Source organism: Pseudomonadota bacterium, assembly GCA_018817425.1.
Taxonomy (GTDB): domain Bacteria; phylum Desulfobacterota; class Desulfobacteria; order Desulfobacterales; family RPRI01; genus RPRI01.
In genome coordinates this window covers 112,092-137,685 of the sequence record JAHITX010000111.1, presented here as the reverse complement: position 1 = coordinate 137,685, position 25,594 = coordinate 112,092, and the positions used below count along the sequence as shown (strand labels likewise).

The window sequence follows — 25,594 nt, the reverse complement described above, 5'->3', positions numbered from 1 at the left end:
TGTGAGCCGCCATCTGGAGCAATTGTTGCGGTTTTACTTCCGCAGCATAAACACTTTCCGATGGCAATAGCGTTTTCGTGAGAAGCTGTCTGAAGATGAAGCGATGCGGGAGTGGAATCGGTATTTATAGCGTAAGCGATTTTATGTTAACCGCTTAAGAGAGTATATTCCATCAAGACCTTTTATGTGCCTGGGTATTTTTTCATTAACGGTATTAAAATTCTCTTTAAAACGCTGATATACATCAGATACAAATACTTTACTGCCGATTATCCCCGAATCTGTAAAATACCGGCTTCGGTTAAGAAAACGATCCATGCGGCTTATCTCAAATGACTTTTTTCTCTCTTTGTTTATAATTTTGATAGGGATAGTCTTTTCGTTTTTCTCTTCAGACCTGTCAATTACTCCGGCTTCATAAACATATTCCCGATAGCGGATAAGACGTTTCTTTTTATCCTTGATTCCAAATTCTTTGAAGCCAAAATCCCAGGATAGAAAATTATTCTTGTTGCCTGTTTGCATATGATAGCCGATTGAGTTCCAGCGGTAATTATCAGGTTTTTCAACCAGCCCGGCTCGAACAGGATTTAAATCAATATATGCCAGACAATGTATCAAAGTGTTACCGTTTTCCACAATCACGCTCTTGTACCTGTCTGCCCAGAGAGTTCCTTTTCGATTACGGTTTTTATTAAAGCTTCTTGAAAATATTTGTTTGATCTCACGCATAAACTCTGAAAGGCTTGACCATTTGGATCTGTAGTGGGGAATATGATCTGGTGAAAAATTATTATCATTGCCGTAATAAAGAATGTAACGTTTTTTAACTTCTTCATCACTTAAATATATTTCAGGATGCATTCTAACCAGCAAATGGAAATGATTGCCCATGATGCAATATCCCAGAATATCGGCAAAATAGATTTTGCTCAATCGCTTGATAATATCAACCAGCTTGTCTTTTTCAATATCATTAAAAGGATACCCATCCAAAGCGGTTCTGGACATAACATGATATACGGTTTTTTGATCCGGCACGATCATCCTTGCAATTCTCGGCATATGAATTCCTCACATTTTAAATTGGCCTTTAATATAAAATAGAAGCTGTAGTGTCAAGCATAATTGGCCTGTCCCTTTTATTCCCTTTTATTCTTTTATTCCTTCTTACAGCCGACACGCCAACAGCTCAGGCTGCACTGTACAATAATTCAAGCTGATGCCATGAACAATCGTGTAAGATATGGGGACTAAACTGTTACTTTGAAGAAAATCTTATTTCTTTCAATTTTTCTAAAGATTCACCTGCTTCTATCATCAATAATCATCTCGTTGATTGCCAATAACATATAATAGTATGTTAAGCCATTATTCACTATTCAAGATGTGTCTCATTTTTCCTGTCCGAGTAACCGATCTATCTCTCAATAAAGTACTTTTCAGCAGATGCAAAGAATCTTGCTGGCGCTAGTTTATTTGTTGTGACATACCCAACCGGCGCAGTATAAAGGTCGATCAGGCGGTTGACGATGGTGGCGCAGGTATGTTCAGGCGTGGCAGGTTCTGCATTCACAACATTGCAATTCGGCACACCGTAGATATTCCAATTGTTAAAGTCTTTGTCATCAGGGGCATACACGCTGCCGATAGAGTCAAAAACGATTTCGATACCTTCTTTGGTCTTGGTTATGGCCCGCCCGATCATGCCGGTGGCATCACCTGCCTTGATGGTTTTTCCGAGGGTCTTGGAATGCAGGTCTACATCAGAGAATGTAGGGATGCATTCCTGAATTTGATCGATGATGGCCAAGCCGAGTTTGTCTGCCAGCCAGCCGTTTACTGTCCAGGCATAACCAGGTTCAATCGTGCCATTGTCCATCCCCACCAGGAATTCTTTATAGGTCTTTTTGGACGGGGCAGCAATTTTTTTCTCAAATTCATCTTTGGTGAATCCCGCACCATGGATTTCAGCGAGAGCGATTCCATAATGATCTACGTTATAGCGGGATTCGCCATGGATATTGGTAATGGATTGGCAAGCTCCTGCCAGGGTGACAATCTCATGCGCCCAGAACACGTCCTGGAATCCGCCGCCGGTGATGGTTGCCCCATTCGCCTTCGCCAAAGCATCCACTTCTTTCGCCATGGTGACTGCACTTATCCAGGGATAATGTGCTTCTTCGCAGGTTGTATAAACATTGATCCCGCGTTTAGCGCATTCTTTTAGAAGCATCCCCACCTCTTTCACAAGGGAAGTTGTCGTTACAATGGCAAATTTGTTGTACTTGCCACTCGCGTTGGGTTTTTCATCTCCGTATGCGGTATCCAATGTAGCTGCTATGTCACCACTTACGATAATGCCCAATTTCTTTTCGTAACCAAGAACCTCTCCCAGATCTTTTCCAATATTCCCCGGGCGATGATCAACCGCACCTACGATTTGAGCGCCTTTCTCCAGCGCATATGCAACGGTCATTTTTGCCATGTTGCCACAACCAATTTGCACTACTTTGATTTTTGTTTTCATGAGATATCTTCCTTCCTATTATATGTTCTTGTTCACAGTCAACGTTATTTACGGGTCTTGGCCCTTTCCGCTTGGTCTCTCAGTCGCGTTGTCAACGCCATAGCGACGTGATCCTCACCTCCTTGTTCTCATCCGCCGAACACTGGGCTAAGCCGCCACAGCCGCCGTTATTGGCGGGTGTGGTCGGGCTCCAGCCATTTCTTAGCAGCTTTATTGATAGAAAGCTAAAAAATGTAGTAGCAAGTAATAAGCTATAATGGGTCTTTTCCAAAGACATTATCGTTATTTTCATCAGTTTCAGTTTGATCAATGTATTCCTGGATATTCCGCTCAAATCGGCCACCCATTCCGGAGTTAATCGGCCACCTGATCGGAGCGAAGCGACGCTGGTTTTTTCTATTTCCCAGTTTTGTTTTTATTAGTCAATGGAGATCTTATTTTCCGCATGGATTCTCCTTTTAAATTTATTTTTTGCGCGTTGTGAATTAAGCGATAAAGAACCGCATCTGCTATGGTCGGGTCGCCTATAGCTTCAAACCATTTTTCTACTGGTATCTGTGTAGATATGATTGTTGAACAAAGGTTCTGCCTGTCTTCTATCACTTCCAATAAATCTTCACGTTCAGCATCTTTTATAGGGCTAATGCAAAAATTATCAACAATCAGTACTTTGGCCTTTACAATTTTATTCATCAGTTTTGGATAGCTGCCGTCCGCCCTGGCAACAGCAATTTCCCGGAACAATCGGGGGGCTCTCATATACAATGAAGAAAACCCTTTCCTGCATGCACTGTTTGCCAATGCACAGGCAAGATAAGTTTTGCCGGCTCCGGTTGGGCCTGTAATAATAATGTTTTGTGTGTTTTTTATCCAGTTACAGATTGCAAGGCTTAAGATTACTGATTTATCAATGCCCCGAGGGCTTTTATAATCAATATCCTCAATACAGGCATTGTCTTTGAACTTTGCATTTCTTAGAAGCGTTTTAAGTCGTCGATCATCCCGCCAACTCCAGTGATGATCCACCAGAAGACCAAATCGTTCTTCAAAGGACAGTTCATTCATGTCCGGCTGCATCATCTGATCTTTAAATGCATTAGCCAATCCATTGAGCTTCATGGGGTAGTTTTGGGACGCCCTTTACTTTTATACTTTCTCAAATAAATTATTGTATAGTCGAAAAAAAAGCCACAAATAAGTGGTAAATTTGAATAGTTGTGAGAATTCCGATTACTACTGGTAGCTGCGATACAAAAAAACAAATAACATTCCAATTTCCGATATAGGCGTATATTCCGTGCCCCGTCAACTTGAAGTGTAAACTTGGCACCACAAGTTTGCACTGTAAAGTTTTGATAGTTCACAATATTTAAAAAAACAAAAGCCCCGTACTTCAATTATCTGAAGAGCGGGGGTTAATTGTATCCGGTCAAATTAAATCCTTGAAAATTTAGAAAGTGTAATAAAATTAAAACAACTTAACTAATTATATTTTATGAAAATATATCATTCAGATATACAAACGCCGCATTTATTGCATGAAGTTATAGGGCAGGGCGCTGATGTTTTTTGAAGCAGTGCTTTTTGATATTCTTTATAAAGGTATGTTTTTTTGATGCCATGATCTATAAAATCCCAGGGTAGTAGTTCATCAAAAGAATTTTCTCTGTAAACATAAAAATCGGCATCTAACAATGATACCTTGAGCGTTTTTGCCCAGTTGCCGTTATTTGATTCGGCAAGAATTAATAATTCGGCAGTTCTGCGATCGCCTTTAGAAATAAGTGCCTGTATATAGGTTTTCCTGGGGGATGCAGCATCTATTCGCATGTTTGCTTCTTTTTTTAAACTGTTTTTTATGAAGGAGATCTTTTTCTTAAGAGATGAAATTTCATCCATTCCCGCCCATTGAAAGGGCGTGAAGGGTTTTGGGACAAAAGGATTGATGCTTACAGTAATATGTCCTATACGTTTTTTTTCTCTGCTTGCATCAACAAAGCACTTCTTTATTTTCTTACACAGGGTTACTATTGCTTCAATATCTTCCATAGTTTCTGTAGGAAGTCCGATCATGAAATATAGTTTAATATTTGGAATCCCGGCACCCACAATTATTTGAGTGGCAGATAGAATTTGATCTTCGGTGATTCCTTTATTAATCACGTCACGAATACGTTGTGAGCCGCCATCGGGAGCTATTGTTGCGGTTTTACTTCCGCTTTTTTTAAGCGAAGCGGCAAGTTCATCGGATAAAGCATCGGCTCTTAAAGAGCTGAATGATATTTGAGCGCCCTTTTTTTGGCCTATGTTACAAAGCTTTTCAATTTCAGGCAGATCGGAAATCGCAGCGCCTACAAATCCTATTTTGTCAGTTATTGCTAACCCTTTATCTATGCATTTTTCAAGTAGAGTTAAGTTTCTGAACCTGGGAGGGCGGTACACAAAACCTGCGCTGCAAAACCTACAGCCGTGGGTGCATCCTCTTGATACTTCGATTAAGAAAGAACGTTCAAAGGTTGTTTTTTCGGATACGATCTTGCTGCATGTCGATGCTGTTGAAATATCTTTCAAATAAACACGTTTTATTTTTTCCGGTACATCGGCTATCGGATAAAAAGAGCGAAGAGTGCCGTCTTGATTATAAGATGCTTCATAGAATGCCGGAACGTATATGCCGGGTACTTGTCTTGCAATATTTAGTAAAAGTTCTTTTTTCTCAACAGCGGTTTCAAAGTATTCAAAGAAACCAGGAAGTATTACTTCTGCTTCACCGATAATAAAACAATCTATAAATTCGCAAACAGGTTCCGGATTTATAAAACAAGCAACTCCCCCGGCCAAAATAAGAGGGTAGGGGGTTCCTCTATCAATGGCCTTTAGGGGGAGTCCGGCTCGTTTTAAAATTGAAAGAATATTTACAAAATCATTTTCAAAGGATACTGAGAATGCTATTATGTCAAAATCAAAAAGCCGTTTTGATGATTCTATTGTCAGTATCGGACTTGTTATATTATCGGGCAGAAAAGCCCTTTCGCATAATATACTGTCAGACCTGTTTAATATATCGTATACCGTCTGAAAGCCGAGATTTGACATTCCGGCTTTGTAAGTATTCGGATATACAAGGGCTACCCTGATATGTTCTTTCCATTGTTTACGGACAGCGCCTATCTCAAAATCAGAAAAATAATTTCTTTTTTGTTTTCCATTCATTACATTGGCCGGCAGCCATTATAAATATACACAAAAATATTTAATCAGCTTTTTTTCGTAAAAATGTCGGGATATCAAGGTCACTATTGTCAATAACCATACCTTTATATCCTCTGTATGTTGCCCCTCCCGATTCACCAACAGCTTCCTGTTGCCGTATAAAAGTAGGTACATCATAGTTTGCGGCAGCTTTTATATCTTCCATGGTAAGGCTTCTAACCTTTCCTCTAAGTTTTGATTTATCTTCTTTATCTTCAAGCTCTTCTATTTCGGGCTGACCTATTCCGGTTGCTATAACCGTAACCCGCATTTCATCTCCGATTGTATCATCGACAGCCGTACCCCATATTATATCAGCATCATCGCCGACTTCTCTGTAAATTCTATCTGATGCTTCAGTCATTTCTTCCATTGTGATATCACTGTCGCATGTAATATTCATCAAAACGCCTTTGGCGCCTTTTATCGAAATATCTTCGAGCAATGGATGTGATATGGCCTGTTCAGCCGCATCAATTGCCCTGTTTTCTCCTCTACCGACTCCGATACCCATAATCGCAAGACCCGCTTTGGACATTGTTGTCTTTACATCTGCAAAATCAAGGTTTACAAGACCGGGCATAACTATAAGATCTGTAATGCCCTTTACCGAATGCAGAAGTACTTCATCTGCTTTTCTAAACATTTCTATCATTTTGGCGTTCTTGGTTGCAAGGCCTCTAAGCCTGTCATTGGGTATGGTTATAACTGTATCGGCATATTTCTTGAGCTCATTTATTCCTTCTTCTGCCTGCTTCATACGTTTCTTGCCTTCAAAAGAAAAAGGTTTTGTAACCACTGCAACAGTGAGAGCACCAAGATCTTTTGCGATTCTGGCTATGACAGGAGCAGCGCCTGTTCCTGTTCCACCTCCAAAACCGGCTGTAATAAAAACCATATGACTGCCTTCGATAGCATTTTTTATATCTTCTTCTGTTTCAAATGCCGCATCCCGCCCGATTTGAGGCATGGCTCCTGCTCCAAGTCCTTGGGTAAGTTGCTCTCCGATCTGTATTTTTACAGAAGCCAGTGATTTATCAAGAGCCTGCGCATCAGTATTTGCCACGATAAACTTAACACCCATAAGATTAGAAGATACCATGTTGTTAATTGCATTTCCTCCGGCACCCCCCACACCAATCACCTTGATTTTCGTTAAACCCTCATTGTCTACCATGCTAAACATAATTCACCCCCTACCTGAATGATTTATATGAAAATTTATCAAATGACATCATTAACCCACTTCTTCATTCTACCCATAACCCTGTTGAAGATGTTGCCATCGCGAATTCTGAACTTTTTCTTGGTTTGATTTTTAGCTCCATACACAACAAGGCCAACGCCTGTTGCATACATAGGATTATTAACTACATCGACAAGTCCTGTTATTCCTATGGGCCTTCCTAATCGTGTCGGAAGATTAAATACGGATTCCGCTATTTCCGTTACATCGCTTAAAAGAGCGGACCCGCCTGTGAGAACAACACCGGAATGGATTAAATTTTCCATTTCGGCTTTAAAAATCTCTCTTTTTATTAATGTGAAGATTTCTTCCATGCGTGGTTCTAAAATTTCACCGAGAATCTGCCGGGAAAGTTTTCTGGGAGTACGCCCACCCATGCTCGGAACTTCAATAGTTTCACTACTGCTTATGTTTTTAGCTACACAACTGCCGTATTTTATCTTTATTTTCTCAGCATCGGGAATAGATGCTCTCAATCCTACAGCGATATCGTTAGTCAGATTATTACCGCCTAGAGCAAGAACAAAAGTGTGCCTGATGTTTTTTCCGGAAAAAACGGAAAGGTCTGTCGTGCCTCCGCCCAAATCCAAAAGCATTGTGCCGAGTTCCTTTTCTTCTTCTGTCAACACGGCTTCGCCGGAAGCAAGAGATTCTAATACAATATCGCATACATCAAGCCCTGAAAGATTGGCGCATTTTATAATATTATGAGCGGATGTTACAGCTCCTGTCACAATATGTATTTTAGCTTCAAGCCTGACACCGGACATTCCTACAGGGTTTTGTATCCCGGTTTGTTCATCAACTATATATTCCTGCGGAAGAACATGTATTACTTCCCTGTCCATGGGTATTGCTATCGCTCTTGCCGCATCAATGACACGGTCTACATCCTGCTGGGTTATCTCAGAATCTTTAATAGGAACAAGCCCCCTGCTGTTAAAACCGGTAATATGGCCTCCTGCAATTCCGGCATAAACAGAAGAAATTTCGCACCCTGCCATAAGTTCGGCCTCTTCGACCGCTTTTTTAATTGAATCCACGGTAGATTCTATATTGACTACAACACCTTTTCTAAGACCTATGGAGGGATGAGTGCCGATTCCTATTATATTGACTTCTTTGTCTGTAAGCTCTCCGACAACTGCACAGATTTTGGTTGTCCCGATATCAAGTCCGACAATAATATTATCTTGCACCGGCATTTTAAGTCTCCTTATTTCATAATTAAACACTTTGCTTTAAACATTATTTGCGGGGCATACAACCACACGATCAAGACCGTTATCCAAGTATATGCTTTCAAAATTCTGAAAATTTAATTTATTATTATTAAGCACGTTACTTAGTCTTTCATACTTATCTTTATAATTACTGTATCCAAGCTTTATGATTCTGTTTTCTGCAAAAGCGGTAATTGTTAAACCAATTATTCTATCAACTTCTATCAATTTTATAATTGAATTTGGCAGAATGCTTTTGGGACTTTGACCAAGCTTTAATACAGTCGTTACTGCATCAAATACTTTTGTTTTATTTTTACCGTTTAAGTTTAAATCTGCAAAGGAAAGTCCCTGTACTACCGGAACTATTTCAATATCAGAGCTTTCCTTTTCTTTAAAAATTTCTCCATGTTCGTTTAGCAAAAACATTTTTCCAAGATCAATGACGGCTAAACAGTTATGTTCTTTTATTTTAATTGCTATTGCCGATGGTATTTTCCTGCTAACTTCAACTTCAGCCGTATATGGATTTGCCAAAAGTTTTCTTCTGACCTTTGAGATATTTATCGCAAATATATTATCCCCTGGGTGTATATCTGCATCTTTAATAATTTCTTCTTTTGATAAAATCCTGTTGCCTTCAATTGAAATGTTTTTTGCTGCAAAAGATTCAGATTGCGTTATGCAGTCATATATAAAAATATAAGAAAGGCTCATAACCGGAACAATCATGATAACAAGAGTTATCTTCAGATAAAAAACAATACGATCCCTTATACTGCCGAGCCGCCTTTTTTTATTAAATCTGTTCTTATGAACTTTTGCTTTTGAGTCTTTAAACCCCAACAATTTTAACCTCCGGCAAAAGGTTAATGTTAAATTTATTAAATACAGTTTCTTGAACCAACTTCATAAGCGAAAGTATGTCTGAAGCTGAAGCATTGCCGGTATTAACTATAAAATTAGCGTGTTTTCCGGAAATCTCTGCTCCTCCTATGCGTGCTCCTTTAAGATCAGCCATATCGATAAGTTCTCCTGCTGTTTTGCCAGTAGCCGGATTTTTAAAGAAACATCCGGCACTTGGCAATTTGGTTGGCTGGCTCTCATTCCTCTTTTTTAAAATAAGTTCGGCCTCTTTTTTCAGCTCAATTGGATCGGACTTTTTCAGCATGAAAGAACCTTCAAGTATTATGGGATCTCTGCTATCAGATGTTTTTCTTTTCCAGGAAAGATTCCTGTATGAAAAATCGATATCATCTTTTTCCAGTTTCAAGATATCACCTGAAGATTGCATAATATTTATCGATTCAAGGATATCGGATATTGAACCAAAATGTGTTCCGGCATTCATCATGATTGCTCCGCCAATGGTTCCCGGAATTCCCAGGGCAAAATTTATTCCTGATAACCCTTCTTCTATAGCAAAACGGCAAAGATTTTGTGTTCTGACCCCGGCCATTGCCGTTATCAAAACTGATTCATTTTCTTCCTTTATGATAGAAATCCGATTCAAATATTTTGAAAGGACAATTACTATTTCCTGTATTCCATTATCACTTACCAAAAGATTTGATCCGTCTCCTATTACAATATACTCAATATTATTTTCTTGTGACCATGATATAAGTTTATAAAGTTGCTCGGTACTTTCAGGCGTTACAAACGCTTTTGCCGGACCGCCTACTTTAAAATAAGTGTGCTTTGACATCGGTTCATCAAATTTGACATTTTCGTCAAAATAGTTTACAAGCCATTTTTTTATATCCTGATCAAGTAGCATTATCTTTTTCTTTTAATAAAGAATCCAAAACCATCATGCCGGATTTCCAGACATCTCCTGCGCCCAGAGTAAGCAGTATATCTTTTTCGTTTAAAATCTTCATTAGATATGCAACCGCACTTTCCATATCCTCCATATAAGAAACTTCTTTATGTCCATGTGCGGCAATTTCTTCACATAAGCGTTTTGAATCAATTCCTTCGATCTCTTTTTCTCCCGCAGGATAAATGGGAAGAATTACAAGATGATCGGATTGATAAAATGCGCGGGTAAAATCATCAAACAGCGCTTTTGTCCTTGTGTATCGATGCGGCTGGAATACAACGATAACACGCCGTTCGGGCCAGCAATCCTTTGCAGCCTGCAATGTGGTTCGGATTTCTGTAGGATGATGCCCGTAATCATCAATAACTGTAATCCCTTTTGCTTCTCCTTTTATTTCAAATCTGCGTTGAACCCCCTGCATATTTTCCAGGGCATCTTTTATAACATTAAATGGAATATCAAGTTCCATACCGACTGCGATACTGGCAAGAGAATTGTATACATTGTGAATTCCCGGAAGGCTTAGCGATATTTTACCTAAAGCTTTTCCATGATGATAAACATCGTATTTTGATATTAAACCTTCAATGGAAACATTTTTGGCCTGAAATACCGCCTGCGAACTCATTCCGTAAGTAGTAAAGCGTTTTTTGATTTTCGGTATAATTTCCTGGATATATTCATTATCCAAACAAAGAACTGCAAGGCCGTAAAATGGAATTCTGTCGATAAAGCTTAAAAACACATCCTTTATGGCGTCTATATCCTTATAAAAATCAAGGTGCTCTTTATCGATATTGGTTACTACTGCTATAGCGGGTGAATATTTTAAAAAAGATCCGTCACTTTCATCGGCTTCGGCGACTATGTAGTTGCCTTGTCCGAGGAGAGCATTTGAATCTATGCTTTTAAGTTTTCCGCCTATCACTACTGTAGGATCAAGCCCACCTTTTGCAAGAACTGATGATATTATGGATGTAGTTGAAGTTTTACCATGTGCGCCTGCAACTGCAATACTGTATTTAAGCCGCATGAGTTCCGCCAGCATTTCAGCTCTAGGTATTACAGGTACGGATAATTGTGTTGCAGCAACCACTTCAGGGTTTTTTGAGCTGACTGCCGAAGAAATAACGACAACATCGGCTCCTTCTATATTGGTTTCATCATGTCCCTTATAAATTGTACCTCCGAGTCTTTTTAAACGATCTGTAATATCAGTTAAAGCCTTATCGGAACCCGAAACTTTATACCCAAGATTCAAAAGCAACTCAGCTATTCCGCTCATGCCGATTCCGCCGATTCCTACAAAATGTATATGATATTTTTTTCTATACATGTTTATTGCCGCCTTTAGGATCAAGCATTTGATAACAGTCGTTTACTATCACAGCTGCTGCATCAGGCATGCCGAATGTTTTTGACAAAGTTGCCATTTTGTGAAGCTCCTTTGGATTTTGGGAAAAATACTCAATTTTTTCGGCAAGTATTTTTCCGCTTAAATCCTTTTCAGCAATCATTTCCGCCGCACCTGCATCACAAAGCTCCTGTGCATTTTGAGTCTGGTGATCATTTGCTGCATAAGGATAAGGGATATAAATTGCTCCGCGGCCTATTACTGTAATTTCCGCAACAGTAGTCGCTCCGGCTCTGCAGATTATTAAATCAGCCTGACTGTACTTTATTGCCATATCATCGAAAAACGGTTTTACATCGCCATAGATTTTGTTTTGCTCATAGGCTTTGGCAACAGTTTCTTCATCTAAAGAGCCAGTCTGATGCACAAAAAAAAGACTTTCTTTATTTTTGATATATAAGAGAGCTTCAATAATGGCCATATTTATGCTGTGAGCACCCTGGCTCCCTCCAATGATCAATACGTTAAATGCACTTTTGTTCTGTTCGTAATCTGCAATATCTTTTTTCGCGATATCTGTTATTTCTTTTCTTAAGGGGTTTCCTGAAAAAATTATATTTTTTGTATGTGCCAGCTTTTTTGTTTTTTCAAACGATATATATATCCGATTGGCAAACCTTGACAGCATACGGTTTGTAATTCCGGGTAAAATGTTTTGCTCATGCAGTCCTATTTTAATTCCAAGGAGCCATGCCATAAAAATTATAGGGCCTGAAGAATAACTGCCCACGCCAAAAACAAGGTTGGGCTTAAAGCTTTTTATTATTGCAAATGATTCAAACATGCCTTTTGGTATCTTAAAAGCCGATATTAACTGCTTTGTGATACCGCGTCCTTTTATACCTTCAACCGTTATCCTTTTATGATTGAAACCGGCTTTTGCTAAAGTTGTTTTTTCAAAAGAATTACCCACTCCGACAAACAGAATGCCGGTTTCGGGATTCCTTGAAATAAATTCCTGTGCTATAGCTATTCCGGGAAACAAATGACCTCCAGTGCCGCCTCCTGCTATAATAATACGCATGGGCTTTATACTTGCCTGCTGTTTGTGTTTTTATGAGCAGATTTTCCTATATTCATGAGTATTCCCACTGCTGCCATATTAATAAGAAGTGATGTTCCTCCATAACTTAAAAACGGCAGTGTAAGTCCTTTTGTCGGCAAAAGACCGAGTGTAACACCCATATTTATACAAGCCTGCATGCCTATTGTGATTGTAATCCCTGTCGCCAGCAATGCGCCAAAAGGCTCTTCGGTTTTTCTGGCAATACTGATCCCTCTTATTAAAATAAATGCATATAGAATAATGATTACTACAACACCGGCAAGCCCCAATTCCTCACCAATAACAGAAAGAATAAAATCTGTATGAGGTTCGGGCAGATAATAAAGTTTCTGATAGCCGTTACCTATGCCTGTGCCCCATATTCCGCCTGTTCCGAAAGCCATTAAAGAGTGAACGATCTGGTATCCTTCATCAGAACAATATTGCCATGGGTCCCAGAAGCTTATCCAGCGTCTAAGCCTGTAAGGCTCTTTTAACATATAAATATAGGCAACCGGCAGTAATGGAAGAACCGAAGAAGCAAGATATAATATTCTGACTCCTCCGACAAAAAGCATTGTCCATGTTAAAGCGCAGAGTATAATAAGGGAGCCGAAATCCGGTTGAAGGGATAAAAGCAATGTAAAAATTGCAAGCACAATCACATGCGGCAAAAAGCCTACGTAAAAATTTTTAATATCTTCCTGTTTTTTGTTTATTGAGTATGCAAGATATATAATCATCGCAAGACGCGCAAATTCGGAAGGTTGAATTGTAAAGCCACCTAAGTGCAACCACCTTGCAGATCCTCCGGCTGTATATCCTATGCCCGGAATATGTATGGCGAGAAGTAAAATAATTGAAAAGATAAGAATAGGGTAGGCTAACGCCTTGTAATATCTGTAATTGAAATGTCTGCAGATTACCAGTGCTATAACTCCTGCTGCGGCAAACATAGCTTGTTTTTTTAAGAAAAAATAATCGGTTCCGAATTTTTTCAAAGCTAGAACTGAGCTTGCACTGTAAACCATGATTATCCCGATTATTACCAGAATAAAAACGGGTAACAGAAGTTTTATATCATAATATCCCGGCGATTCTTGGGCCACGGATAATATTTGTTTATTACGTTTAATCATTACCGGCCGTTTTAGCTATTTTAAGGATTTCTTCACGAAAGATCTCTCCTCTGTGTGCATAACTTTTAAACATGTCAAAGCTTGAACATGCCGGAGATAAGAGAACAACATCATCAGATTCTGCTGATCTGCTTGCCGAAAAGATGGCATCTTCAAGTGAGTCTGACAAAATAGTATCGACTTTATCGCCAAGAGCGGATTTTATTTTTTCTTTTGCTTCTCCAATAGCAATTAGTCTTTTTACATGTTTTTTGACAGTGTCTGCCAATAAACCAAAATTACTTCCTTTGTCACGGCCTCCCATTATCAGGATAACTGGGGTATTAAATACTTCCAGCGCTTTTATAACAGAATCAACAGTAGTAGCTTTTGAATCATTATAGTATTTTACTTCATTTATAGTTGTTATATATTCAATCCTGTGTGCAAGTCCTGTAAAGTTTTTTAAGGCTGATTTTATTCCGGTCCAATTGCCTCCTGCGGCAAAACTTGCAAGAGTTGCCGCAGCAACATTTTCCATGTTATGTTTTCCCAAAAGATTTATTGCAGAAAAAGGCAAAGAATAATTGCCCTCAAAAACATCAACCGGGTCTGCTGCCTCCTGATTTATGACGGCAAAGTCTTTCGATAAATTAAAAACAATACGGTCGTCTGTAATTTTTGCATACTCATTGTAATTGTTTGCAGCAGTATGGTTAAAAAAGGGCAGTTTGCTGCATTTAATATCTTCTGCCACAGGGAAAATATATTTATCCGAGGCATTGAATACAGCATAATCATTTTCTTTCTGATTTTTAAATACTTTCATCTTTGACTTTGTGTATGCGTTAAAATCAGGATAACGGTCAAGATGGTCTTCGGAAATATTAAGTAAAACACTTACCTTTGGCCTGAAAACATCAATTGTATCAAGTTGGAAGCTGCTGATTTCTGCAACAATAATATCCGCCTTATTTCCGGAGTCGATATAATCAATAAGAGGGTTGCCAATGTTCCCTCCGACAAAAACTTTCAGGCCCGATTCTTCAAGCATTTTACCAATCAGAGTTGTTGTTGTAGTCTTGCCATTTGTTCCCGTTATTGCAACTATCGGTTCTTTAATAAATCTTGAAGCAAGCTCTATCTCTCCCATAATGATTGCACCGCATCTTGCAGCATTTGCAACAGGATCAATCGTATGAGCAACGCCGGGGCTTAGAACAATAATTTCCGAATTCATAAAAGAAGAAGGATTGTGAACCCCCAGTTCAACATTTATCCCGATCTTTGAAAGATTATTTGCAGCATCGAAAAGATTTGCATCCTTTGAAGAGTCGGTTGCAATGACATCAGCGCCTCTTTTTTTTAAAAAGACAGCAGTAGATATTCCTGTTTTGCCAAGCCCAACAACTAGTATTTTCTTTCCGGATAATTTCATCCTGATCCCTGTTTATTATCTTATTTTCAGCGTGCTTAAAGACAGAAGCGCAAGGGCAACCGCAATAATCCAGAATCGTACTATCACTTTTGGTTCAGGCCATCCTTTGAGTTCAAAGTGATGATGAAGAGGCGCCATTTTAAATATTCTTTTGCCTTTAGTTATCTTGAAAAAGCAAACCTGAAAAATTACAGACAGGGCTTCAATAACAAATAATCCTCCGACAATAACAAGCAATAGCTCCTGTTTTGTAATTACAGCAACTGTTCCGATAACGCCGCCTAAACAAAGAGATCCGGTATCTCCCATAAATATCTGTGCCGGATATGCGTTAAACCACAAAAAACCTAAACCTGCTCCGACAAGGCAGCCGCAGAATATAACTACTTCCCCGCTTCCAGCTACATGGGGTATTTGAAGATACTCGGCAATTTTGATGTTTCCGCCAACATAAGCTAAAATCATGTAAGTAACTGCCACAATAGTTGTAGGGCCTATAGCAAGCCCGTCAAGACCGTCTGTCAGATTAACCGCATTTGAGGTTCCCACGATAACAAAGGCGGCAAAGAAAATATAAAAAACGCCAAGGTCAGGCGAAATGTTTTTAAAAAAAGGAACAATCAGAGTGCTTGAAAAATTGGGACTGATATAGATAAAGGTGCTTATGATTAATGCCAGTGCCGATTGCAGGATAAATTTATTGCGTGGGATTAACCCCATATTTTGCTTTTTGACCTGCTTGAGATAATCATCTGCAAATCCTATTAAAGCGTAGCCTATTGTTGCAAGAAGAAGTATCCAGACATAGTAATTTGAAAGATTACTCCACAGAAGTGTTGTCACTACCAGCGAAAAGGCAATCAGCGTTCCTCCCATAGTTGGTGTGCCGGTTTTTTTCTGATGCCCTTTTGGCCCTTCTTCCCTAATGTGCTGGCCGATCTGCAACTTGGTGAGTTTGCGGATTACCCAGGGCCCTAAGAGAAAGCAAATTAAAAAGGCAGTTAAAACCGCATATATTGTTCTGAATGTAATGTACCTGAATACATTAAATGCAGAAAATGTTGTGTGAAGCGGATATAATAAATGATAAATCATACTTTATCCTTAATTAACTTTGCCGATGTTCCTGCCCATTCTTTTAATTTTGCAACTATTTTTTCCATTGCCATAGCCCTTGAGCCTTTAATAAGTACGCAATCTGTTGGTATTAACCATTCTTTCAGATCGCTTATAATATCTTCCTGTGATCCTGTGAAAACAGAAGAAACATCCATGCCTCCTATAATTGCACCAGCTGCCACATTGGCGGAAAATTGACCTGTGGCATAAAGCCTTTCAATGCCGAATTCAGCACAAAACTCGCCTATTTTTTTATGCAGAGCTTCAGAATAAATTCCAAGTTCCAGCATATCACCGGCAACAAGCACTCCTCTTTTGTTACCTTTTAAACCTGCAAGTGATCTTATGGCTGCTTCCATGGAATCCGGGTTTGCATTGTAGGTATCATCAATAATAGTAACCCCGTTTCCCAAAGCAAAAATATTCATCCTGCTTTTTGCACTGGTGAAATTTTCAAGACCCGCCTTTATATCATGTGCGCTGAGTTTAAGAAGATATCCTACAGAAGCGGCAGCAAGCGCATTCGGCACCATAAAATGTCCTGTTACGGGAAGTTCTACTCTTATAGCATCCTCGGGAAGTTTTAGTGTAAATGAGGTTGATGTTTTATTTATCTCGATCGAAGATGCTTTAATCAATGCTTTTTGTGAAAGCCCAAAGTAAATTTTGTTTCTTTGTGTTTTGCGGGCAAGCTTCATGACTCTTTCATCATCTGCGTTAAGAATAACTGTTCCATCCGGTTTGATGTCGTTTAATAGCTCCCCTTTGGCATTCATAATACCTTCAATAGATTTTAATCCTTCAAGATGCGCTCTGCCTATATTTGTTATTATACCGATGTCAGGTTTGCATATTTGGGCAAGTCTTGCTATTTCTCCCGGATGATTCGTTCCAAGTTCAACAACCGCCCATTTATTAAATGGGCTTAGCTTAAGAAGGGTTAAGGGAAGGCCAATCTCGTTGTTTAAATTCCCTATTGTTGAAAGAGTATCAAAATGGCGGGAAACAATCGCGCTTGTCATTTCTCTTGTAGATGTTTTGCCGTTTGAGCCTGTAATCGCTATTACGGAAACATTTGCTCTTTTCCTGTTATAGGCTGCAATATCCCCAAGCGCTTTAGTAGTATTATCGACTTCAACACAAAACACATCCGGATTGTCTGATTTGTTACATAAAAGCTCTGCTGTTTTTTGTCTGTTTATGACCAGACCTTTAATATTTTTTGTGATAACTTCTTTTGCAAAATTATGTCCGTCGAAATTAATACCTTCAATGGCAACAAAAAGTTCGCCGGCAGTTATTGTCCGTGAATCAATGGAGATACCTGTAAATGTGTGCCTGTTTCCCCCGGAAACAACAACACCTTCTGTTGCTTTTAATATTTCATCTTCAGACCACGGAATAAGTTGTTTCATATATTATCTCTTTGTTTCTATCTGCAAAAGCGCAGACATTGCTTCCTGTCTGTCATCAAAAGGAAATGAATCTTTTCCTATAAGCTGATAAGTTTCATGGCCCTTCCCGGCTATTAGTATAACATCGCCAGCTTCTGCGATTTTAATTCCAAGATGTATGGCCTTTTTCCTGTCAGGTTCGACAAAGTAGCCTTTTTTATCAGTTAAAAGTCTATATTCGGTTGGTTCATATCTGTTTGTCGTATTCCGTTTTATACCGGTTAATATTTGATCTGTTATTTCCATGGGATCTTCTGTTCTTGGATTGTCGGATGTAATAACTGCAATATCGGAAAGGCGCGCAACTTCTTCTCCCATAAGAGGGCGTTTTGTTTTGTCTCTGTCGCCTCCGCACCCGAAAACACATATCAGTCTGTTTTTTGTAATAGGTCTTAAAGACAGAAGTACATTTTTCAATGCATCAGGAGTATGTGCGTAATCCACATAGACCGATATGCCGGTTTTGTTGTTTATTCTTTCAAGGCGTCCCGGAATTACAGAAAGTGATTCAATTCCCTTTTTTATTATGTCTAAAGAGATTCCAAGTCCAAAAGCAACGCCTGCTGCACTTCTGATATTTTCGATATTATGTTTTCCCACAAGATCAGACTCAATTTCAACAGAGCTTTCGGGAGTTGAAATTAAAGTCTTTATCCCCCTTGCATTTATTGTTGAATTAGTTGCATATACAGTGCATCCGGTATCAGAGCCTGTTTTTATGCATTTTACCGAAAGATTGCCGGAAAGTACTTTTCCCCTTTTGTCATCGCAGTTTATTACGGCAAAAGCTTTCTCTTTTTTTGGTCCGGTAACAAGTGATTCTGTAAAAAGTTTTTTCTTAACCTCCCAGTAACTTTCCATATTCGTATGGTAGTCAAGGTGATCCTGTGTGAGGTTTGTAAAAACAGCGGCATCAAAGAAACAGCTTTCAATTCTGAACAGATCTATGGCATGGGATGACACCTCCATAACCACATGGGTTATGCCGTCATTTACCATTTCAGAAAGAATTTGTTGAAGATCAAGTGACTCAGGTGTTGTTACCGGGCTTGGAAAGGTTTTTCCTGAATAACGGCAATTAATCGTTCCTATTACACCTGTTTTAAAACCAGCGGCATGGAGAATACTTTCTACAAGATAAGCAGTAGTCGTTTTGCCATTTGTCCCTGTAATACCGATAATAACTAATTTTTCGGAAGGGTTCCCACAATATTTTGCGGCAATCCTGCCAAGAGCCTTTCTTGTGTTTTCAACCTCGATTATAATAGAATTTTTGACCATCTTTTTTTGAACCACTATTGCAGACGCACCTTTTTCCATTGCCGCATCAATAAAATCGTGGCCGTCTGCCTTGTGTCCAGGTATAGCAACGAAAAGGCCGGATGGTTTTACATCCTGTGCCCTGTAATGTATCGAGCCTATATCAGGATCAGGACAACAATCCGTTATATTTATGGCTTTTAAAAGAGATGATAATTTCAACCCAGCACCCTGCTTTCCCGCGAAACTCTGATTTTGTCTGTTTCTCTATTATCAGGCAGTATATTAAGATAAGTGAGAGTTTCCTGGGCTATCTTCTTGAAAGCCGGAGCTGCTACAATACCACCATAGTGATTTTTCCTGGGCTCATCTACTATAACAAGTATGGCTATTTCCGGATCTTCAACAGGGGCAAAGCCGATAAAAGATGCAATGTATTTATTCCTCGCGTATTTTCCTGTTTTATCGATTTTCTGGGCGGTTCCGGTTTTACCGCATACCGTGTAGCCATCAAGCGTTGCATTGAACCCTGTTCCTTCTTTGGTTGTTACAGCCATTAGTATTTTTGCTATCGTATCAGCTGATTCGGATGAAATTGCCTGTCTTACAGGTGTAGGCTCAAAACGTTTAATCGTTTTGCCTTTATCATCCGATATAGCCTGAACAATATATGGTTTCATTAAAAGACCATTGTTTGCTATTGCCGAAGTTGCTGAAATAAGTTGTAAAGGAGAGGCGGAGATTCCCTGCCCAAAAGATATGGCTCCAACATCAATCTCGCGCCAGTTTTTATATGAAGATAGAAAACCTGATGTTTCGCCCGGGCAATTGATTCCTGTTTTTTCGCCGAACCCGAAATCCTTAAGGGTTTCATACAAAGCCTTGGGCCCTATTTTGTTTACAATTTTATATGCGCCTATATTGCTTGAATATTTTATGATATCTTTAACCGTCAACCAACCGTAAGGATGTGTATCGTGTATAATATTTTTCCCAACTTTATATTCTCCGTTTTCACAGTAAAAAATAGTGTTTGGTTTACAATTGCCGTGCTCTATTGCAGCAGCAGCTGTAAAAATTTTCATTGTTGAACCCGGTTCAAACGGATCGGTTATAGCTCTGTTCCTCCACAATTGCTTATCGAATTTTGTAAATGAATTCGGATTTAAAGATGGATAATGCGCCATAGCCAGAATGGCACCTGTTTTGGGAACCATTACCATTGCAATTCCGGATTTGGCCGAGCTATCAACCACAGCTTCTTTTAATGCTGTTTCAGTTATGTATTGAATTGCCTGATCAATTGTCAGAACCAGATTATTGCCATTATAATTACCGGGATTTTTTTCAGTATCAAAACCCTGACCCAGAGCGTCTTTTAAAATAATACTATTTCCATTCGAGCCTTTAAGCTGATTGTCAAAATAAAACTCCAGACCTTCAAGGCCATTGCCGTCAATACCTGTAAAGCCTATGGTCTGAGCCGCAAGTGTTTTTTGCGGATAAACTCTGTTGTGCTCTGATAAAAAGCACATACCTTCAATATCAAGATTTCTTACTGCATATACTTCTTTCGGTGTTGCCTTGCGTTTTATCCAAACAAAGGGCTTGCCGGAAGAAAGAGTTCTTTTAATAAAATCTGCACGCATATTAAGAGATTTTGCAATCTTCTTTGCTGCTATTGTTTTATTTGTTATTTTGGCAGGGTAGGCAGCAATTGAAATTGTATCTACTGATACGGCTATTTCGCGCAAATTAGCATCATAAATAGTGCCTCGCTTGCCTGTTTCTTTAAAAGGCTTTTCATATTGATTGGCCGCTTTTTCTGCAAGCCAGGAGCTTTGATAAATTTGCAGATAACCGGCTTTTGCAACTATAGCCACAAGGCAAAAGGCAAAAAAAATTCCAACTATTGTAATGCGTAGTTTTATATATTGTTTATTGGCATTTCTCATTGAATTATAATAATTTGCTCAGTTGTCGGCATGACCAGCCCGAGTTTTGTTGTTGCGATTTTAACTATTCTGCGTGGTGATTTAAGCCGTGCGATTTCAATCTTGAGATTATTTTGCAATGTTGCAAGTTTAAGATTTCTATTCGATTCTTTTGCTATTTCATAACCGGTCTTAACACACTGAATTCTGCTCCAGGTGTAAATAAAAAGTTCGGCTGAAAATATTGCCATAAAAACAGACCAGATTCCGATAATCTTAAGCCTGGTTTTTTTATCTTTAAGGTTATTCTTCAATTGGTTGTTCCTTGCTATATTGTTTCTGCCGCTCTGAGTTTTGCACTTCTTGACATAGGATTTATGTTAATTTCTTCTTTGCCGGGAGCTATTGCTTTTTTATTCAAGGCTCGCATTAATTTGGTCTTGTTGCAGACGCACTTTGGAAATTTTGGAGGACAAACACAATCTTTTTCCATTTCTTTAATTTTTTGTTTTACGATTCTGTCTTCCAAAGAGTGAAAAGTTAAAACACAAAGACGCCCTTTTGGGTTTAATAAACCGGCAACATTGTCCATAAACCCGGAAAGCATTTCGAGTTCTTTATTAACAGCGATTCTAAGTGCCATAAATGTACGTGTAGCAGGATGAATTTTTGACTTATGTTGTATTTTTATTGGAATTGAAGCACATATTATTTTAGCAAGTTGTGCACTTGTATCGATTTTGCACTCCTTTCTTGCTTTAACTATATTTCGTGCTATATTTCTTGCCCATGACTCTTCGCCATAATTTCTTATTAGTTTCTCAAGATCTATTTCACTCAATTTGTTAATTAAGTCTTCGGCCTTGATATCGGAATCCGTGTTCATTCGCATATCAAGAGGCTCTGCGTTTTTGAAACTAAACCCTCTTTTGCTGGAGCTTATTTGATGAAGAGATAATCCTAAATCAAGCAATATACCGTCAACTTTTGAGATATTGCATTCCGAAAGAAATTCGGGCAGTCGAATGAAATTACCATGAAACAAATGGATGTTTGATAGGTTTAGATTTAAAACGTTTTTTGCATTCTTAATTGCATCTTTATCCTGATCAACCCCTATAAATATTCCATTCGGCATTATTTTTTCACAAATGGCTTTTGCATGACCAGAACCTCCAATAGTGCAATCCGCATAAATTTTACCGGGCATGCAATCAAGATAATGAATAATTTCTTTTGTCATTACAGGGATATGATAAGGTTGCATCAATCAGATTCCTAGTTTTGCAATTTCGTTTCTGACCTCCTCCTTTTTGCTGTCTGCTTCCAGTTGTTCAAGCTCCTTATTCCAATTATCAAGCGACCAGATTTCAAAATGATCAAGGGCTCCAACCAACACCATATCCTTTTCAAGTCCTGAGTATTGCCTTAAGGTGGGAGGAATCAGTATTCTATCGTTTTTATCACATAAACATTCAAAGGCTCCGCCTATAAATACTCTCCTGAAGCGGCGCATGCTTTCGCTTTTTTCTGCAAGTGATAGTATTTTATTTTCTATTTTTCTCCATTCTTCAAAAGTGTAAGCATAAAGGGTTCCGTCCATCCGGGATACAAAAACGCCGTCATTCTCTGAATTTCTTATTATTTCCCGAAATCTTGCAGGAATGATTATGCGCCCTTTTTTATCTATGGTATGAAAGGATGTCCCTCTGAACATATTAGGCCTTTTTATTTTTTGGTTTTATTTATTGTTCACATAAAACCACTATTATTCAGATATAACCACTTTGCTCCACTATTTTTATAAATGCTATATTTAAACGAAAGTGTCAAGAAAAAAATAAAATTGATATAATTATTTTTTATAATAATTTATTAATGTTAAACGAAATAATAAAAAAATAACAAGGGTGGTTGATTGTGGATAAGTTTATGAACAATTATTTAGTGTATATATAAATATGATAAGAATTGGGGCTATAGGCTTTTATGAATTTTATCAATTTGTTATAGCGCACCATGTTTAAGGTTCTCATGGTATTGGCGAATGTTCCGATTCTTAGAAAAATTAATGCAGTCGGGGAAAATATTTTTTTATCAACTATTTTTCAAAAGCTCATGCAGGCTTTTAATATTATTCTTGACATATCATGAAATTAGAATTAATTTTTAAAACTTTGTATAGGTTATGTGGAAATCAATAGCAGGCAGATAAAGCTTTCTTGCTTTCCTGCCGATTTTAAAGCCATTTTTTGCCTTTTCACAAAGCTTTAGCTTTTAAAAGTTTATTAAAACTATGATTAGAAAAAATGTATATTAATTATGTTTGAAAGTTTAAGTGAAAAACTAGAAAATATATTCAAGCAGCTTAAAGGGCACGGCAAATTAACTGAAAAGAATATTGAAGAAGGCTTAAAAGAAGTCAGAATGGCACTTCTTGAGGCTGATGTCCATTATAAGGTTGTTAAAAAACTTGTTGCTGATATAAAAGAGCGTTCTTTAGGCCAGGAAGTTATGGCAAGCCTGACGCCGGGGCATCAGGTTATTAAGATAGTAAATGATGAGCTTACCCGGCTTATGGGTTCTTCGCACCAGGAAATTGTTCTTTCCGGGCCTGTGCCTGCTTCCATAATGCTTGTAGGTCTCCAGGGTTCGGGGAAAACGACTACGGCCGGAAAACTTGCGATTTTTTTAAGGCAAAAAGGAAAGAAGCCTTTTCTTGTTCCTGCGGATGTTTATCGGCCTGCTGCTATTGATCAGTTGAAAAAGATTGCGGATCAAATTGGTGCGCCTGTTTTTGATTCAACTATTGATATGGATCCTGTTGATATATGCCTGAAAGCAAAAACAGCTGCTTTGAGACAAGGTTGCGATACGCTTATTCTTGATACGGCGGGACGTCTTCATATTAATGAAGAGCTTATGGCTGAGCTTGGCCGCATAAAGGATACGGTTAAACCATCTGATATACTGCTTATTGCTGATGCTATGACTGGACAGGATGCTGTTAATATCGCAAAATCCTTTGACAGCTCGCTTGATATCGGTGGTGTGATTCTTACCAAAATGGATGGTGACGCCAGGGGAGGTGCAGCATTATCCATAAAGGCAATAACAAACAAACCCATAAAATTTATAGGGGTTGGTGAGAAATTAAGCGCACTTGAACCATTTTTTCCGGACAGAATGTCTTCAAGAATACTTGGAATGGGAGATATTCTGACCTTTATTGAAAAGGCACAGTCCGTTTCCGATGAGAAACAAGCCATTGAGCTTGAAAGGAAATTAAGAAAAAGCCAGTTCACTTTAGAAGATTTTCGTGACCAGATGGCCCAAATTCGCAAAATGGGTTCAATATCCGATCTTCTTGGCATGATTCCAGGATTAGGTAAAAACAAACAGCTTAAAAACTTAACCGTCGATGAAACAGAGTTGGTTAAAATTGAAGCGATAATTAATTCCATGACTCCTTTAGAACGCAGACAATATACCATAATTAATGGAAATCGAAGAAAAAGGATTGCCAAAGGGAGCGGAACTAGCGTACAAGATATAAATAGACTTCTTAAAAATTATGCTCAGGCTATGAAAATAATGAAACAAATTAACAAAGGCGGTATGCGCGGTATCAAACGTGGCATGTTGCCGTTTTAGAGGAGAAGTAAAAATATGGCAGTTAAAATCAGATTGGCAAGGCATGGAGCAAAGAAAAGGCCCTTTTACAGAATTGTCGTTGCTGATTCCGAACACCCAAGAGATGGCAGGTATATAGAAGCGGTAGGCACTTATGATCCAATTATTGACCCTGCAAAGATTTCTCTCAAGGGAGAACGTATAAAATACTGGATCGGTCAGGGAGCAAAACCTACAGATACAGTCAAAAATATTTTGAAAAAAGAAAATATATAGATTATTCTTATTACATAATATTTTATGTTGTACCCTTTGTCCTCAATCGCAAATTAAAAAGGAGATGGAGCCATGAAAGATCTGATCTATTTAATAGCGCAGGCCCTGGTTGATAATCCTGAACAAGTGACAGTTGGAGAGGTGCAGGGAAACCAAACCTCTGTTTTAGAACTCAAAGTTGCTAAAGAGGATCTGGGAAAGGTAATAGGGAAACAGGGCAGAACCGCCAGGGCAATGCGGACAATTTTAAGCGCGGCATCTGCAAAAGTAAAAAAGCGTACCGTGCTGGAAATTATTGAATAATCTGTGAGTAAAAAGAGTTTAATTGCAATCGGAAAGATCTTGGGTGCCCATGGAATCTATGGTGCGGTGAAGGTCTATGCCTATTCAGAGTCATTTTCCGTTTTTAAAACCGGCAATGAGCTGTATCTAAAGAATGATCACGATTCAACCGGCTCTTGCTACAGAATAAAAGGGTTTACGCCTCATTTCCGTTTTGCGCTTGTTTTTTTTGAAGGGGTAGACTCAAGGGATTTGGCTCACAGTTTAAAGGGCTTTGAGATTTTTATCGAAAAGTCAAAGCTCCCCGAACTTGAAGAAAAAACTTATTACTGGAATGATATAATCGGGCTTTATGTATATGCATCGGATGGTGATTATCTTGGTAAGATTGAATCAATTATACAAACAGGCAGCAATGATGTATATGTTGTAAATAATGAAGGAAAAGAAGCTCTTATTCCGGCATTGGAATCTGTTGTTTTAAATATTGATCTTGACCAAAAAACCATGAAAGTTAAATTGCCCGAAGGCTTGTAGCAAACATT

At 38.6% G+C, this 25,594-nt stretch carries 24 protein-coding genes; 4 read left to right on the top strand and 20 right to left on the bottom strand.

Annotation, left to right across the window (positions count from 1 at the left end):
• Positions 1 to 141 precede the first annotated feature (141 nt).
• The 20 genes from KKC46_19215 to mraZ all read right to left on the bottom strand — a co-directional run bounded on the left by KKC46_19215 (position 142) and on the right by mraZ (position 22,575).
• On the bottom strand, positions 142 to 1,065 hold the full coding sequence (locus KKC46_19215) for a transposase (GenBank protein MBU1055934.1): 924 nt from the start codon (positions 1,063 to 1,065) through the stop codon (positions 142 to 144).
• A gap of 355 nt (positions 1,066 to 1,420) precedes the next feature.
• Entirely contained in the window at positions 1,421 to 2,530 is a 1,110-nt protein-coding gene (locus tag KKC46_19210) for a dihydrodipicolinate reductase (GenBank protein MBU1055933.1), read from the bottom strand.
• 91 nt (positions 2,531 to 2,621) lie between these two features.
• Entirely contained in the window at positions 2,622 to 2,864 is a 243-nt protein-coding gene (locus KKC46_19205) for a hypothetical protein (GenBank protein ID MBU1055932.1), read from the bottom strand.
• Positions 2,865 to 2,926: 62 nt separating this feature from the next.
• The gene (gene istB / locus KKC46_19200; GenBank protein MBU1055931.1) at positions 2,927 to 3,649 is read right to left on the bottom strand and encodes an IS21-like element helper ATPase IstB; all 723 of its coding nucleotides are present in this window, start codon (positions 3,647 to 3,649) and stop codon (positions 2,927 to 2,929) included.
• A gap of 387 nt (positions 3,650 to 4,036) precedes the next feature.
• Positions 4,037 to 5,743 carry a TIGR03960 family B12-binding radical SAM protein gene (locus tag KKC46_19195; GenBank protein ID MBU1055930.1) on the bottom strand — a complete coding sequence of 569 codons (1,707 nt, stop codon included), beginning with the start codon at positions 5,741 to 5,743 and terminating at the stop codon, positions 4,037 to 4,039.
• 40 nt (positions 5,744 to 5,783) lie between these two features.
• Positions 5,784 to 6,971, bottom strand: a complete 1,188-nt coding sequence (ftsZ, locus tag KKC46_19190) for a cell division protein FtsZ (GenBank protein ID MBU1055929.1) — start codon at positions 6,969 to 6,971, stop codon at positions 5,784 to 5,786.
• Positions 6,972 to 7,006: 35 nt separating this feature from the next.
• Positions 7,007 to 8,233, bottom strand: coding sequence for a cell division protein FtsA (gene ftsA, locus KKC46_19185; protein ID MBU1055928.1), 1,227 nt, complete (start codon positions 8,231 to 8,233; stop codon positions 7,007 to 7,009).
• A 36-nt stretch (positions 8,234 to 8,269) separates the two neighbouring features.
• Positions 8,270 to 9,097 (bottom strand): FtsQ-type POTRA domain-containing protein, encoded by an 828-nt coding sequence (locus KKC46_19180; protein MBU1055927.1) that lies wholly within the window; start codon positions 9,095 to 9,097, stop codon positions 8,270 to 8,272.
• Positions 9,087 to 10,031: a UDP-N-acetylmuramate dehydrogenase gene (gene murB / locus KKC46_19175; GenBank protein MBU1055926.1), complete on the bottom strand. Its 945-nt coding sequence runs from the start codon at positions 10,029 to 10,031 to the stop codon at positions 9,087 to 9,089. Before murB ends, KKC46_19180 begins: the two co-directional genes overlap by 11 nt.
• Positions 10,021 to 11,412 (bottom strand): UDP-N-acetylmuramate--L-alanine ligase, encoded by a 1,392-nt coding sequence (locus KKC46_19170; protein MBU1055925.1) that lies wholly within the window; start codon positions 11,410 to 11,412, stop codon positions 10,021 to 10,023. Before KKC46_19170 ends, murB begins: the two co-directional genes overlap by 11 nt.
• Positions 11,405 to 12,514 carry an undecaprenyldiphospho-muramoylpentapeptide beta-N-acetylglucosaminyltransferase gene (murG, locus tag KKC46_19165; GenBank protein ID MBU1055924.1) on the bottom strand — a complete coding sequence of 370 codons (1,110 nt, stop codon included), beginning with the start codon at positions 12,512 to 12,514 and terminating at the stop codon, positions 11,405 to 11,407. The genes KKC46_19170 and murG overlap by 8 nt, the downstream gene beginning before the upstream one ends.
• A gap of 5 nt (positions 12,515 to 12,519) precedes the next feature.
• Positions 12,520 to 13,674 carry a putative lipid II flippase FtsW gene (ftsW, locus tag KKC46_19160; GenBank protein MBU1055923.1) on the bottom strand — a complete coding sequence of 385 codons (1,155 nt, stop codon included), beginning with the start codon at positions 13,672 to 13,674 and terminating at the stop codon, positions 12,520 to 12,522.
• Entirely contained in the window at positions 13,667 to 15,091 is a 1,425-nt protein-coding gene (murD, locus tag KKC46_19155) for a UDP-N-acetylmuramoyl-L-alanine--D-glutamate ligase (GenBank protein MBU1055922.1), read from the bottom strand. Before murD ends, ftsW begins: the two co-directional genes overlap by 8 nt.
• Before the next feature lie 15 nt (positions 15,092 to 15,106).
• Positions 15,107 to 16,186 (bottom strand): phospho-N-acetylmuramoyl-pentapeptide-transferase, encoded by a 1,080-nt coding sequence (gene mraY / locus KKC46_19150; GenBank protein ID MBU1055921.1) that lies wholly within the window; start codon positions 16,184 to 16,186, stop codon positions 15,107 to 15,109.
• A complete protein-coding gene (locus KKC46_19145; GenBank protein MBU1055920.1) occupies positions 16,183 to 17,625 on the bottom strand; it encodes a UDP-N-acetylmuramoyl-tripeptide--D-alanyl-D-alanine ligase in 1,443 nt (480 codons plus the stop codon). The genes mraY and KKC46_19145 overlap by 4 nt, the downstream gene beginning before the upstream one ends.
• A gap of 3 nt (positions 17,626 to 17,628) precedes the next feature.
• Positions 17,629 to 19,146, bottom strand: a complete 1,518-nt coding sequence (locus tag KKC46_19140; GenBank protein ID MBU1055919.1) for a UDP-N-acetylmuramoyl-L-alanyl-D-glutamate--2,6-diaminopimelate ligase — start codon at positions 19,144 to 19,146, stop codon at positions 17,629 to 17,631.
• Complete coding sequence (locus tag KKC46_19135) at positions 19,143 to 20,879, bottom strand: penicillin-binding protein 2 (GenBank protein ID MBU1055918.1); 1,737 nt, start codon at positions 20,877 to 20,879, stop codon at positions 19,143 to 19,145. Before KKC46_19135 ends, KKC46_19140 begins: the two co-directional genes overlap by 4 nt.
• On the bottom strand, positions 20,876 to 21,172 hold the full coding sequence (locus KKC46_19130) for a cell division protein FtsL (GenBank protein MBU1055917.1): 297 nt from the start codon (positions 21,170 to 21,172) through the stop codon (positions 20,876 to 20,878). The genes KKC46_19135 and KKC46_19130 overlap by 4 nt, the downstream gene beginning before the upstream one ends.
• Before the next feature lie 14 nt (positions 21,173 to 21,186).
• Positions 21,187 to 22,125 carry a 16S rRNA (cytosine(1402)-N(4))-methyltransferase RsmH gene (gene rsmH / locus KKC46_19125; protein ID MBU1055916.1) on the bottom strand — a complete coding sequence of 313 codons (939 nt, stop codon included), beginning with the start codon at positions 22,123 to 22,125 and terminating at the stop codon, positions 21,187 to 21,189.
• Between the two features lie 3 nt (positions 22,126 to 22,128).
• On the bottom strand, positions 22,129 to 22,575 hold the full coding sequence (mraZ, locus tag KKC46_19120) for a division/cell wall cluster transcriptional repressor MraZ (GenBank protein MBU1055915.1): 447 nt from the start codon (positions 22,573 to 22,575) through the stop codon (positions 22,129 to 22,131).
• 605 nt (positions 22,576 to 23,180) lie between these two features.
• Between mraZ and ffh the strand changes: the two genes are divergently transcribed.
• The 4 genes from ffh (at position 23,181) to rimM (ending at position 25,586) form a co-directional block, all read left to right on the top strand.
• Positions 23,181 to 24,512 (top strand): signal recognition particle protein, encoded by a 1,332-nt coding sequence (gene ffh / locus KKC46_19115; protein MBU1055914.1) that lies wholly within the window; start codon positions 23,181 to 23,183, stop codon positions 24,510 to 24,512.
• 15 nt (positions 24,513 to 24,527) lie between these two features.
• Entirely contained in the window at positions 24,528 to 24,767 is a 240-nt protein-coding gene (gene rpsP / locus KKC46_19110; GenBank protein ID MBU1055913.1) for a 30S ribosomal protein S16, read from the top strand.
• Positions 24,768 to 24,839: 72 nt separating this feature from the next.
• A complete protein-coding gene (locus KKC46_19105) occupies positions 24,840 to 25,070 on the top strand; it encodes a KH domain-containing protein (protein ID MBU1055912.1) in 231 nt (76 codons plus the stop codon).
• A 3-nt stretch (positions 25,071 to 25,073) separates the two neighbouring features.
• Positions 25,074 to 25,586, top strand: a complete 513-nt coding sequence (gene rimM, locus KKC46_19100) for a ribosome maturation factor RimM (protein MBU1055911.1) — start codon at positions 25,074 to 25,076, stop codon at positions 25,584 to 25,586.
• The last annotated feature ends 8 nt before the right edge of the window (positions 25,587 to 25,594 follow it).